Consider the following 13830-nt stretch of genomic DNA (forward strand, 5'->3'; position numbering starts at 1 on the left):
CTATTTCTTCCAGATTTCATCAAAGGCTTCCTGTAGTACTTCTTTATCGTCAAAATGATGTTTTACGCCTTTGATTTCCTGATAGGTTTCATGTCCCTTGCCAGCTACTAATATAATGTCTTGCGGACGGGCTATTTTTACCGCTTCAAATATCGCTTCATGTCTGTCTTCAATGGTTTGTACTTTATTCATGTAAATAGAAGAGACACCTGCTTCCATTTGTCCGAGAATAACCATCGGGTCTTCGTTCCTTGGGTTATCAGAGGTCAAAAATACACGATTGCTGAATTTACAGGCAATCTCTGCCATAATCGGGCGTTTAGTCGCATCTCTGTTGCCACCACAACCCACTACGGTTATAATCTGCTGGTTTCCTTCCTGTAAATCTACGATGGTTTCCAGTACATTTTTTAGTGCATCAGGCGTATGGGCATAATCTACAATACCTACAATATGGTTTTGTGAAACTACCTGCTCAAATCTGCCTGCCGGAGGTTGAATATCAGACAACTGCATCAGTACTTCGTCAGGGTTTTCGCCTAAAAGAACAGCCGCACCATATACACCCAGAAGATTATAGGCATTAAAAGCACCAATGAGTTTAAACCAAACCTCACGGTTATCAATATCCATCTGTAAGCCAAATAAGCCACAAGCCAGTATTTTACCCTTAAAACTGCCAATATTTCTTAATGAATACGATTCTTTTCGGGCAGCGGTATTCTGAATCATGATTTTACCGTTTTTATCGTCGGTATTTACAAGGGCAAATGCTGAGGCCGGTAACTGGTCGAAAAAGCCTTTTTTGGCTCTGATATAATTATCAAAGGTTTCGTGGAAATCGAGGTGATCGTGGGTAATATTGGTAAATATACCTCCTGCAAAATGAAGCCCTGCAATCCGTTCCTGTACAACCGAATGAGAACTTACCTCCATAAAACAGTAAGTAGCACCCTTCTGAACCATTTCATGCAATAATTCATTGATTTTTACCGAGTCTGGTGTGGTATGGGTAGAAGGAATAATTTCGTCATCAATCTGATTCTGTACGGTAGAAAGTAGCCCGCAGCGATACCCTAATTTACGGAATAAACGGAATAGGAGGGTAACTGATGAGGTTTTGCCATTAGTACCTGTTACGCCCACCAATTTTAATTTTTTTGATGGATTTCCATAAAAATTAGCTGCCAGTAAACCCATTGTCCGGGCCGAATTTTCTACTTGCAGATAGGTTATGTTTTCCTGTAATACTTCCGGTAATCGTTCGCAAAGAATAGTTTTTGCCCCCAGCTCTATCGCTTTTTCAATAAAATTATGCCCATCTACCTGGGTGCCACCAATGGCTACAAACAGACTTCCGTTTTTTACCTGACGGGAATCAAAAACAATATTCTCTATTTCAATATCGGTTATGCCCGAAACGGCCTGCAAAGGAACTTTATATAAAATGTCGCTTAGAATCATAGAATTTGTTTGAATAATTTTGTTGGTAATTGCCAACAAATATATTACATATAAAATTTATCTTCTTGCCTATCAATAATATTTCTATTCCACCGAAAATGTATAATTTCCGCTTAAAACCTCAAAAATGGCCTTATTATTCTCAATTTTTACAAAAGTAATACCGGGTATTTTGGCTTTAGAGGCTTTATTGCCTGATAAAATCAACTTTTCAGATTCCTTAACAATAGCATTAGTTTTACCTGATAAAGGCAATTGAATCTGGGCAGAGGCATTGGCAGGGATACTTACCTTTAATACAAACTTTGCGCCTTGCCAATTCCAACCTGAGGCAATAGGGCCATAGCTTGATTCATATTTACTTTCTACCCATTTCAAATCTCCCACAGGCATTGGCGCAATCATAAAATGCTTGAATCCGGCACTTAACGGGTCAAGTTTAATACCTCCTAAATAAGAATAAAACCACTCACCGATAGAGCCATAAGCAAAATGATTACGGGAATTCATACCCTCCGGCTTTTCGGTGTCAGAGTTCCACAACTCCCACATGGTAGTGGCACCTTTTTCAATCATATAGCCCCAGCTTGGGTAGGTTTTTTGTATAGCTACTTTATAGGCTAATTCATGTTCTCCGGCATCACTCAGGGCTGGTAAAAGCATTGCTGTAGAGAGAAATCCGGTGGTTAAGTGGTCGTTTTTAGCTCTTACATTGGCTGCTACATTCTGCGCTACTGCCAAACGATCGGCAGGTTTTGTAATTCCCAGACTCAAAGGTATCAGGTTTGCGCCTTGTGTATTGCCTTCATAGCTTTTGCCTTGTGGGTCAAAATATACCTCATTATATTTATCGGCCACTTTCTGAGCTACATCTGTATATTTCTGAGAATCAGCAGTTTTACCAATTACTTTTGCCATTTCGGCCAATAATTTATTTGAATAAAACTGATAGCTGCCACCAATAGGTTTAGTAGGAGAGTTTTCTACGGGTACCCAGTCGCCATAGCCATAAAAATCGCCTGCCTGAAAATAATAGATGCCGTCTATCTTAGTATTCGGGTGATTGTTCATGTATTCAACCCAGTTTTTCATGGCTTCATAATTCTCTTCAATGATGCGTTTATCGCCATAAAACTGATACATGCGGTAAGGTACAATCACTATGGCATCGCCCCAGGCAGGTTTCGAAGGCCCACCTACCACAATTTTAGGATTTACATCATATACATAGCCCGAAGAATGTTGTGAATCGGCAATGTCTCTCACCCATTTAGCAAAGAATCCATTCATCTGCATGATATAAGAAGCAGTAGGAGCAAATATCTGTGCATCGCCCATCCAACCTAAACGCTCATCTCTTTGTGGGCAGTCTGTAGGTACACTGTGCATATTGCCATGTTGCCCCCAGGTAATATTTTTGTAAATACTATTCAGCAAATCGTTAGAAGTAGTAAAACTTCCTGAAAATGGCACGTTGTTATGAATCACTTTGGCTACCAATGTATTTTCATCCGGTTTTTTAGGTAAACCCTCTACTTCTAAATACCGGAAACCATGATAAGTAAATTTAGGCTCCCATTCTTCTACGCCATAACCTTTCAGAATATATTTGTCAGTAGGTCTGATACTTCGCAGATTGGCCTGGTCGGCTAAACCTTTATCTGTTAGCAACTCGGCAAATTTCATTTCTACTTCCTTGCCTGCTTTACCCTCTACTTTTAAATGCGTGAATCCAACGAGATTCTGACCAAAATCAAAAACATAATGCCCTTTACGTGGCTCGGTGATTTTAACAGCTTTTAATTCCTGCATCACCTGAATCTGTGGTACTACAGATGCAATCAATTTTGTATTTTTTGTGCTGAATGTCTCTGCCTCATCATTACGGTTATCTTCGGGTTTCGGACCAAATAAAGTAGTTTTGTTTTCAGCGTCATCTAATATCGTTGCATTCTCCCAGTCTTTCCCATATTCCAATCGCCCGTCATATACCTCACCATTGTACAGTGAATTAGAAACAATGGGTGAAAGGCGGGTTTTCCAGGTCTCATCTGAGATAACAGTTTGGCGAGAGCCATCATAAAACTCTAATTCCATCTGAAACAACAAACGACAAGGGCCTTCACTGTAAGCAAATTTACCCCCACCCCAGCCTAAGCCACTACTCCACCAACCATTACCCAAAGTAGCCGTAATAAAATTGGTGCCAATCGTCAGGTCTTCGCCATCAATTTCGTAGGTCTGATAATGAATCGTTTTCAGGTAATGCGTCCAACCGGGAGTTAAAATATCTTGTCCGACTTTTTTACCATTAAATATTAAATGATAAGCTCCTAAACCCGTTACATATATTCTTGCCCTTACGGCTCTTTTGGCTAATGAGAATTCCTTTTGTAATTCAACAGCTTTAGGAGGCTTGCCCTCTGTTCCTTTTTTGCCAATCCAATGTGCCGACCAATCGCTTGGCTGTAAAAGTCCCATTTCCCACCACGATGTAGGGCTGTAGGCAGTAGGTTTGTTTTTGTCATTCCAGACTTTTACTTTCCAGAAATATCTCTTGCGAGACTCCAAAGCCTTACCGGCATAGGTAATCCATAAAGACTGGTCTGATTTTACCATACCCGAATTCCACACATTGCCATTATCTTTTTTCAGGTTTTCTTCGGTATCAGCTACTAATATCTGGTAGGCCGTTTGTTTGGCACCACGTGTACCCGAAACCATTTGCCAGGATAAACGGGGTTTCTGGGTATCAAGCCCTAACGGATTATCGAAGTATTCACATCGGAGTTTTTCAATGGTCTGGGCATAAGTAAGGTTAACAACAAGAATAGCAAAAAGGGAAAAAACAAGTTTTTTCATGGGTATAATAATAGGAGTGTATAGTATTGGAAATTGTTAAAATCTAAATCGACTTTTGAAATCATCCAGACATCTGAATACTTCAAAGGTGAGGTCATAATCATTGGCAGTCAGCACAAAATTGTCTGGCAAGTTACAGAATTTCATAAAGTCTTTTAATTGCTGACCCTTCAATTTGGTTACATAAGATACATATTCAGCACTATACCGGTATTCGACTAACAATTTACGGAGGTCTTCCTGTTGCATGGCTTCCAGTTTGCGTCGGGTTTTGCCTTCCTTGCTAAATAGCTGATATAAGCCATCTATTGAGATACCAATGCCACCGCCGGGCGAAGAAGTATTGGTATTAATCAGGTTAGAAATATCTTTCCATTTAAGTTTGGTAGAGGCTTCGGGTGCTGCTAATAAATCATCAATCTGTTGTCTGATTACCTCTAAACGTTTGTCTTTTACAGTAAATTCAGGTAATACAATGGCATCTTGTGGGAGTTCAAGAACAGGCTCTTTATTCATGCCATCCCATTCTATACCTGCATTTTTATAGCCAATTGAAGAAATCTTGATAGAGTCACCTTTGGAGGCTTTTACTAAAAAATTCCCGTTTTCGCTTGTTTTGGTAATCTGCTTGGTGTTTTTGTTAACCACTGTTGCAGAGGCAATAGGCTGTTTGGTAGTTTTATCAATGGCTCGCCCTAATACATAAGATTGTTGAGCAAAAACAGTTGTGTTGGCTAATAGGAAGGATAAAGCGAAAATTGTAATATATTTAAAAGATCCTGTCTCTAACTCTCTCCTAATAGGAGCAACTGTGTACTCAAAAGTTTGTCTTGAGCAATTTCTCCTCCTTAAAAAGGAGGAGTACCCTAAAATAGCCGATTTTTTATCGGTTATTTTAGGGGGAGGTGGTTGTAAAAGGCTGTAAAATAGGTTCAAAAATACTTCATAGATTTTTAACCACCCCGTCAATTTCCTGACTGCGTCAGAGAAATTGCCACCCCTCCTTAAAAAAGGAGGGGAAGTTTGAGAACCAAAACTTGTGGGTATATATTTATCAACCCTATTATTTAATTTGTCCATTCAGAATTACATATTTAACTTCGTTGCCTTTTGTCAACACAAAGTTTGCTTTTTCATCGAGATTTAATTCTTTGTCTTGAATAGCTTCTTTCGATAACGCATACTTCTTTACTAACTCGGGAAAATCGGCTAGGGGCTTTACCTGTAGTCCGGTAGCATCAATTTCCTTGATGCCCCAGAAAGTAGAAAGGTCGCCCATATCTTCAATAACGCTCTTGATTGTAAAACCCGTGGCACTTTTATTGTTTTTTTCAATCAGGTCAATGGCGATGTCTTTAACCACAGCTTTTCCATGATAATTAAACTCGGCATTACGTATTAACAGGTCATACAGATAGCGGTCATTATTAGGCAAGGCTTCATAAGTAGCCAATTGGTAATGCGTATATGATTGCTCTGCTATGGCTTGTAAACCTGTCAGAATAGCCACAAAATTCAGTTTACGGATAAACTGTTTTTCAACATCATCTTTATAACCGCCCGATTCAATCAGTATCAGACTACTGCCCCATTTGGCTATGTTGTCTCCAAAAGCACGGGGTTCATGTTCATCATTCCAACGCCCTAAATGACCGGGAATAAAACTTTGCAAAGCCTCGCTCATGCCGCATATTACCTGCATAGCCTTTGTGCGGGCAGGGTTCCAGTTCCTGTCAAAATCATAAGACGTAGCTAAGAAAGAAACAGTGGCTTGCTTACCACTTTTTCCTGCACTATAACGGGTATTTTTATCATGAAGGTTAAACGAAAACTCCGGTTTTAACTCATCCTGCAATTTCTTTAATAAGGCTCCTTCAGGTGTCTGAAATCGCAGGGCATCACGGTTCATGTCTATTTCGGTAGCCGTGCGTCTTTGGTAACGTTCTGCGCCATCAGGGTTCAGCATCGGTACAAAATAGAGTGTGGTATTAGATAAAATGGTTTGTCTTAATTCATCAAAACCATCATTTTTGGCCTGAAAGAAACGAAAAATATCAAGCAATGCCATAGTTGCGGTAGGCTCATCGCCGTGCATCTGCGACCACAGCAAGACTTTGGTGTTTCCTGTACCTAACTTTATCTGGTAAAGTGCTCTTTCTTCAAACGACTTTCCTGCTACCTGTTTTTCAAAAGGTAATTTCTCAATTAATGGAATCAGGTCTTTGTGTTTGAAACGACGATGAGTGATAGCCTTTTCCTTATAATTTTCGTATTGAGCAAATAAAGCTTTCGAAAAATCCTGTGTTTGTGCAAAACCAGACATACTACATGAAATAAAATAAGCGATAATGACAAAGGTAAGGCGTTTGTGAAGAAGAACCATACAATTGGAATTTTATTGAGTGTAAAGACAAAAATAGACTTATTTTGGTAAGAGTAGGTTTAAATTTTGTTTTTCTGACCGAAAGAATATATTCTAAACATATTCTCATATTCTTACCTTAAAATAAATAGAGCCATTAAAATTAATATCTCACTTTGAAGAGTCGTGTTGTATGCCTATTTTTGCAATTAACACTAAAACAGACCCTATATAACCGACCTCTACCTTTTTTGAAATTTGCCGTTCAAATAGCATTAAGCTTTTTAATGATATTCTTTTGCTTTGACTCTCAAGCACAAGATGTTGCTATTAAAGTTCTTCAACAAGGAATCTCCTATTCAGATTCTTCCTACTATGATATTATCCCTGTAGAAGACAAGTTCTGGATTGGCGGGAAATATGGTACCCTGAAATCTATTGATACTGAGGGAAATCTTACCAATATATCTTATCCAAGTCAGCAGTTAGATATTTATAAATTGGATAAATTTGACGAACAGACCATAATTGCTTGTGGGGACAGGGGGATTATCTATAAACACAACCTACAAACAAAAAACTGGCAAACCATTAAAGTAAAAGGCTATGAAAATGCCTGTTTCTACAATATGGTGGTGGTAAGCGAGTCAGAAATTTATATCTGCGGAGGTTGCTCGGCCATAGCTCATTCAAAAAAGACTGTTCCGAATGGCTTTATACTAAAATCGATTGACGGAGGGATTACCTGGAAAAAAATCTACTCTAATCCGTTCAAAATGGTCTGGTGTGTCAAATACAACCCTTTCAATAAAAAGGTATATGCCTTGATGTACACGCTTAATAAAACGCATTTGTATGAATTAGACGGAGAAAAATGGAAGCCTAAAAACAAGATTGGTAATAGTATCTTTCATGAAATTCAGTTTGTAGATGCCGACAATTATGTAGTAACAGGTGGCTGGATGGGCAAAATGGGCAGAATTTATAGCAATAGCGAGAAAAAAATATTACCAACCTCAGGGCTTATCTGGGGACGTGTAGAAGGCAATAAGTATGATATTTATTCGGCAGGAAACGGGCAGATAGTGGTTGACGATAAGTCAGGTAATTATCAGGTGCATGGCGTAAAACTCAATAAAGCCTTTAATATCTACGAAACAGTTTTTACCTCTGATAATACCGCCATTGCCATTGGCAGTGCACGTACTGTTCTATTGATTAAAATAGCTGACAGAACTAAACTGGTTATGAATCATCTCTGATTATCTCAATTGCGCATACTTCTGAAAGGCCAATGCTACCAATGCCGTTGTATAAGCATCAGAAGTAAAAAAAAGTGTTTTTCGTACCACCGTTCCTCCTGAAAAGAATACACCTCCCTGCCAGTAAGTTTCTTGATTATCAAAACTTCTCTGAGAACGCAGATAATTAATTGATTGATGAATTAATGCTGACGGCACATTCATACCCGCCTCTTTCAGATAAAGTAAACTTAATACCCCATAAGCCGTAGATTGTATCCGGTCGTGCTGATTTACCTTTTTATCACTTTTATAACTGCCGTCTGTTTGTTGGGTTTTAGTCAGGTTATCAAGCAGATATTTTCCTGTTCCGGCTAAAGCAGTATCTCCTGCAGCAAAAGCCCGACTTACAGCATAATGAAAATGAAAGCGATTAGGATAATAAATGCCCATGCGTGCCCATCTGCCACGTCTGGCGTGTTTTTCTATAAATTGGTGTGCTGCATTACTGCCTTTGCTTGCCTGAGTGATTCCACTCTTAGCAAGGTAAGTCAGTACGTTGGCATTTACTACTACATCTACATCATTTGTTCCCCAGGGAATATAAGGTTTATAAGCCTGCGGAAAGCATATACTATACGGAATATAAAAAACCAGATTATGCCACACAGCTTTGGTAATATTCCAGTTATCAAACTGTTCTTCTTCCCCTAACCAGGTCAGGTAAGCACCTGATTTTTTGAAACCATGATAGAGGTAATTGTACCAATGTCTGTTTTTACGGTTTTTATCAATATACCTGTCGAACAAAGCAGGCTTTATGGTTTTTAAGGAATCAATACCAAATATCTTTTGCTGATACCAGATAGCCAGATTGCCCATAGATGTATCGTCGGCATCATTTTCTACATTGGCAGCTTTATTAATAAATCGTTGCTTCAATGGGAAATTAGTAGGTCGCCTGACTAAAGGTACAGGATTCGGCTCCGCTCCCCACAACAAATCCCGGTTAGGAGGTAATTGTTTCCAGAAATTAAATCTTTGGTCGGTAGCATAACTCAACACTTCTGGAAAAACCTTTCTGAGCATAGGCAGAATTTCTTTTCGGGAAGTATCAGCCAGATACATTTCAGCCAGTATATTATGAATCCCGGCCATTGTAAAGCAGTTTGAATCCCGGTAATTACTCTTGCCGCCTAATAATAAGATAAAACCCTCCATACGCATTCGGGCTTCCCATTCGCCTGCATATTGTTTTCCTGCAATGGTTTGTGTGCATTGCTTGGCACTCAGGTATTGTAAACTTGCATCAATATCTGCCTGTATAGAATCAGCCGGAATAGTTTGAGAGAATACATGAAAATGAATAAAAAACAGAAGAAAGGATACTTTATAACGCATACAATTCGGGCAGCTAAGAACAGATAACAAAAGTAGGCATTTTAAAATTGTATAACGATTTTTCAAATCGTTAAAATTCGACAGAATTTCATTAGCCCACTTTCAATGCAGAAGATGAACTCATTCCTGAAATTTACTAAGAGACGATTTAAAAAATCGTGATACAGCCTTCCAACCCCTTTACAGAAAAAAGTATCCTTTATTTAAAGCACACATTTACTAATATCAATTATGAAAAATATTCAATGGTTATTGAGCCTTATATTGCTAATAGGCATGGTTTCTTGCAAACCAAAAGATACTGAGCCAACACCTGATGGCAAAGAAGTAGCATTTGAAGTAAGTGCGACAGAATATGATAGATTGATTGCCGCACGTACCACCCAAACCCGGCATTTTGAAATAAAAGATATCAAACGGGAGAGTGATATACTAAAAATATGGGTAAAAGGCGGTTGCGATAAAAGTAATTATAAAGTAGTATGGGACGGTATTATGCGTAAATCGTACCCCCTGACTGTTTTTCTGGTAGTTACTTTAGAACAGGGAACCGGAATAGAATGTGCGGCAGAATTAGACCACTTATTAGAGATAGATTTGAAGGAGAAATTCGGAACGCTTTACGAGACTGATGAGCTTCATATCTTACTTTCTAATGGCTCTAAGATATTTGATAAAGTAATTGACCCTGCGGGTGCAGTAACCAATAAGTAGCAATCGTGTTTTTTGTTAATAGGACAAAAGTCGCCGAATTTTCGGGGGCTTTTTGTTTATATAGACATAAGAGGTTGAATAAAAGGATTCTCCTTTCATACTTTCTTCGAGTTTACCATTAAATTTACCGCCAAATACAATTCTGAAATTATACCATAGAGCAAGCCATGTCAATAGCTGAAATATACGAGAAGTTTAAGACCTGTACGGGCGTTTCTACAGATACACGGAAGATAGATGAGGGAGTCATGTTTTTTGCACTCAAAGGCGCTCAATTCAATGCCAACGAATTTGCCAGAGAAGCCCTTGAGAAAGGAGCAAAATATGTGGTGATTGACGAAGCACAATACGCAACTGACCCTGCCTGCATTTTAGTAAATGATGTACTTTATACTTTGCAGAAACTCGCCAATTACCATCGTCAGCAGTTTAGTATTCCATTGATTGGCCTGACAGGCTCTAATGGTAAAACTACCTCTAAAGAACTGGTAGCGGCTGTTTTATCAAAAAAATACAAGACTTATTATACAAAAGGCAATCTCAATAACCATATCGGTGTGCCGCTTACAATTTTAGCATTGGATGATAGCTATGAGATAGCAGTAATAGAAATGGGAGCCAATCATCAGGGCGAAATCAGGGATTTGTGTAATATCTGTGAGCCTACGCATGGTTTCATTACTAATGTAGGTAAAGCACATTTAGAAGGCTTCGGTGGTGTAGAAGGTGTAAAAAAAGGTAAAGGTGAATTATATGATTTTTTAGTAAAATCGGGTGCAACTGTTTTCCTGAATGCCAAGAATGAGGCATTGGTAGGCATGGCACAAAGCCGGAAATTCAATCAGACGGTAGAATATCTGAAAGACAATAAAATTGTATTAGTCAAAGATTCTCCCATTGTTGTTTTTTCTACACAAGAGCCAAATCGTGACCCCCACACTTATACAACCAATCTACCAGGCTGGTATAATTTTGAAAATATTGCAGCCGCTTTGGCCATCGGAAATTTCTTTGGCGTATCGGTTAAAGATGCCTCCGAAGCAGTAAGTGCCTATAATCCTGATAATAATCGTTCGCAGATAATTCAGAAGGGTACAAACAGCATTTTGTTAGATGCTTATAATGCTAATCCTTCGTCTATGTCGGCCGCTATACAAAACTTTATCAATCTGAAAACCGACAAGGGAAAAATAGTGATTCTGGGAGATATGTTAGAGTTAGGAGATGAAGCTCCGGCCGAGCATAAAGCCATTGGCGAGTTAGTAGCCAAGGGCGATTTTGCCTTAGTGGTTTTAGCCGGAAAACTCATGGCATCGGCTCTTGAACCGCTCCCGAAAGCCTATTATTTTCCTGATAAGTTTTCGTTACATAACTGGTTGTTGGACAAGCAGATACAAAATTCTTTTATACTTATCAAAGGTTCTCGTGGCATGGGGCTTGAGAGTACCCTGCAATGTTTCGCCTGAACGTTTATAAAGAAAAAAAACCTTTTATCAATTTTAGTTAACAAATGGAAATTTATTTGTTAATTTTTCGTTATAGATTGGATTGATTTTTGAGTCAGGAAAACTTAATGTAACTTTAACTTAACCAGAGGAGATTAAATTTATGAGAAAGCCGCATATTTTGTCTTTAGCTCTTTTAGGTGGCATTATTGGTTCTGTATTTATTGCAGCCATGCCATTAAATGATGACCCACCTACCAAAAACGAAACAATTATACGCACAGTAGGTGCTATGCTCGAACAAGGACACTACAGTCCGAAAAAAATAGACGACGAATTTTCGAAAAAAATATTTGTAGAATATCTGAAACGAATAGACCCAAGCAAAAGGCTTCTATTAGAAAAAGATATTAATAAGTTGCGTAAATACGAAACCAAGATTGACGATGAGGTACATGGGGCATCATTAGATTTCTTTACTGCTTTAGACGAAATATATAAAGCTCGTTTAGTAGAGGCAGAAGATATTTACAAGCAATTGATAGAAAAACCATTTACGTTTGATAAAGACGAAAATATTGAACTCGATTGGGACAAAGTAGCGTTTGCCGGAAATGAAACGGAAAGAAAAGAGCGTTGGAGGAAATATCTGAAATGGCAGACTTTAGAAAGATATAACGACTTACTTGACCAACAGGAGAAAAACAAAACCAAAGCTGATTTTGTAGCCAAAAGTAACGATGTTTTAGAACAGGAAGCACGTGCAAAGGTAAAAAAGGCAATGGATAAGTATTTTGACCGATTGAAGAACAAATTTGATGAAAATCAAAGATTTGCGGTACTGGTAACTACTATTACCAATGAAATGGATCCTCATACTGATTTCTTCCCACCTGTAGAAAAACGTTCTTTTGATGAAAGATTAAGCGGTCGTTTCTTTGGCATCGGTGCTTTGTTGATGCAGGAAGACGATAAAATAAAAATCAGAAGTGTAAGTCCGGGTGGTCCTGCCTGGAAATCGGGTGAGATTCAGGCCAATGATGTTATTTTAAAGGTAACGCAAGCCAATGGGGAGTCGGAAGATATTACTGGTTTCACAACAGACGATGCCGTAAAGGTGATTCGTGGAGCAGAAGGTACAGAGGTGAAACTAACCATTCAGAAACCTGATGGTTCGCAGAAAATAGTGCCAATTATTCGTGCAGAATTGAAATTAGATGAAACATTTGCCAGAAGTGTTGTTATTACCTCTGGAAAACATAAAATCGGACTGATTGATTTACCTGCATTCTATGCCGACTTCCAACGTCCGCAAGCGGCTCGTTGTTCTAAAGACGTAGCGAAAGAAATAGAAAAACTGAAAGCAGAAGGAGTAGAGGGTATCATTATGGATATCAGAGACAATGGTGGCGGTAGCTTACAGGAAGTAGTAAATATGGTAGGTCTGTTTATCAAAACCGGCCCTGTGGTTCAAATCCGCGACCGTGCCGGACGCCCCTCTCAAATGGGAGATAATGACCCATCGGTTCTTTATGATGGCCCGTTGGTAGTTTTGGTAAACGAGCGCAGTGCCTCTGCTTCTGAGATTTTTGCTTCAGCTATTCAGGATTACAAACGTGGTATTGTGGTAGGTTCTTCTTCAACTTTTGGTAAAGGTACTGTACAAAGAGCATTTCCGGTGGGTGGTGCAGGCAATGGTAGTGGTGCAGGCGATTTAGGTGCCGTGCATCTGACCTTACAAAAATACTATCGTATTAACGGTGGTGCTACGCAATTGAAAGGAGTAGAGTCAGACATTGTATTGACAGGCTTGTATGAAGCCTACAAAATGCGTGAAAAAGATTCGCCTAATGCATTGATTTGGGACGAAATGCCTAAAGCAAGTTATCAGACCTGGCAAGCGGCTCCTGATGTAACCCTATTACAACAAAAAAGCAAAGACCGTCTGTCTGCCAATAATGTTTTCAAAGCCATTGAAGACAATACCAATGTTCTGGCCGATAACCGTAAAACATCACGTTCTTTAGACCTGCAAAAATATAAAGTGCAATTGAAAGAGATAAAAGATGTTTCGGGCAAAGTTCGTGATTTAACAAAATTAAAAGACGACTTATCGGTATCAAATCTTCAGGTTGATTTATCGGTAATTAATTCTGATTCGCTGAAAAAAGACCGTAACGATTTCTGGGTTAAATATCTTAAAAAAGATGTTTATCTGAATGAAACAATCAATGTGATGGATGATGTGATTCAGCAAAAAGGAATGGCTGTAAAAAATTAAGTAAGCAAATATAGTTTCATGGATATAGCAGAAGTCAGGTAGAGTAATTTACCTGACTTC

9 protein-coding genes are annotated in these 13830 nt (G+C 38.8%); 4 read left to right on the plus strand and 5 right to left on the minus strand.

Annotated features, from left to right (window positions below; all coding sequences use genetic code 11):
* The 4 genes from EWM59_RS11010 to EWM59_RS11025 all read right to left on the minus strand — a co-directional run bounded on the left by EWM59_RS11010 (position 1) and on the right by EWM59_RS11025 (position 6709).
* Positions 1 to 1464 (minus strand): UDP-N-acetylmuramoyl-L-alanyl-D-glutamate--2,6-diaminopimelate ligase, encoded by a 1464-nt coding sequence (locus tag EWM59_RS11010; RefSeq protein ID WP_130021027.1) that lies wholly within the window; start codon positions 1462 to 1464, stop codon positions 1 to 3.
* A gap of 84 nt (positions 1465 to 1548) precedes the next feature.
* Complete coding sequence (locus tag EWM59_RS11015; RefSeq protein ID WP_130021028.1) at positions 1549 to 4326, minus strand: family 78 glycoside hydrolase catalytic domain; 2778 nt, start codon at positions 4324 to 4326, stop codon at positions 1549 to 1551.
* A 36-nt stretch (positions 4327 to 4362) separates the two neighbouring features.
* Positions 4363 to 5406, minus strand: a complete 1044-nt coding sequence (locus EWM59_RS11020) for a carboxypeptidase-like regulatory domain-containing protein (RefSeq protein WP_130021029.1) — start codon at positions 5404 to 5406, stop codon at positions 4363 to 4365.
* Complete coding sequence (locus EWM59_RS11025; protein ID WP_130021030.1) at positions 5390 to 6709, minus strand: M14 family zinc carboxypeptidase; 1320 nt, start codon at positions 6707 to 6709, stop codon at positions 5390 to 5392. Before EWM59_RS11025 ends, EWM59_RS11020 begins: the two co-directional genes overlap by 17 nt.
* Before the next feature lie 266 nt (positions 6710 to 6975).
* Here EWM59_RS11025 and EWM59_RS11030 point away from each other — a divergent pair, with 266 nt between their 5' ends.
* Complete coding sequence (locus tag EWM59_RS11030; protein ID WP_130021031.1) at positions 6976 to 7950, plus strand: WD40/YVTN/BNR-like repeat-containing protein; 975 nt, start codon at positions 6976 to 6978, stop codon at positions 7948 to 7950.
* On the opposite strand, the gene EWM59_RS11035 is transcribed toward EWM59_RS11030, so the two are convergent.
* Entirely contained in the window at positions 7951 to 9330 is a 1380-nt protein-coding gene (locus EWM59_RS11035; RefSeq protein ID WP_130021032.1) for a prenyltransferase/squalene oxidase repeat-containing protein, read from the minus strand. It lies immediately after the preceding gene.
* Positions 9331 to 9561: 231 nt separating this feature from the next.
* Between EWM59_RS11035 and EWM59_RS11040 the strand changes: the two genes are divergently transcribed.
* The 3 genes from EWM59_RS11040 to EWM59_RS11050 all read left to right on the plus strand — a co-directional run bounded on the left by EWM59_RS11040 (position 9562) and on the right by EWM59_RS11050 (position 13770).
* On the plus strand, positions 9562 to 10044 hold the full coding sequence (locus EWM59_RS11040) for a hypothetical protein (RefSeq protein ID WP_130021033.1): 483 nt from the start codon (positions 9562 to 9564) through the stop codon (positions 10042 to 10044).
* Between the two features lie 167 nt (positions 10045 to 10211).
* Entirely contained in the window at positions 10212 to 11510 is a 1299-nt protein-coding gene (locus EWM59_RS11045) for a UDP-N-acetylmuramoyl-tripeptide--D-alanyl-D-alanine ligase (RefSeq protein ID WP_130021034.1), read from the plus strand.
* 142 nt (positions 11511 to 11652) lie between these two features.
* Positions 11653 to 13770 carry a carboxy terminal-processing peptidase gene (locus EWM59_RS11050; protein WP_130021035.1) on the plus strand — a complete coding sequence of 706 codons (2118 nt, stop codon included), beginning with the start codon at positions 11653 to 11655 and terminating at the stop codon, positions 13768 to 13770.
* Positions 13771 to 13830: the final 60 nt, after the last annotated feature.

Source organism: Emticicia agri, from assembly GCF_004168285.1.
In the GTDB taxonomy this organism is placed as follows: domain Bacteria; phylum Bacteroidota; class Bacteroidia; order Cytophagales; family Spirosomataceae; genus Emticicia; species Emticicia agri.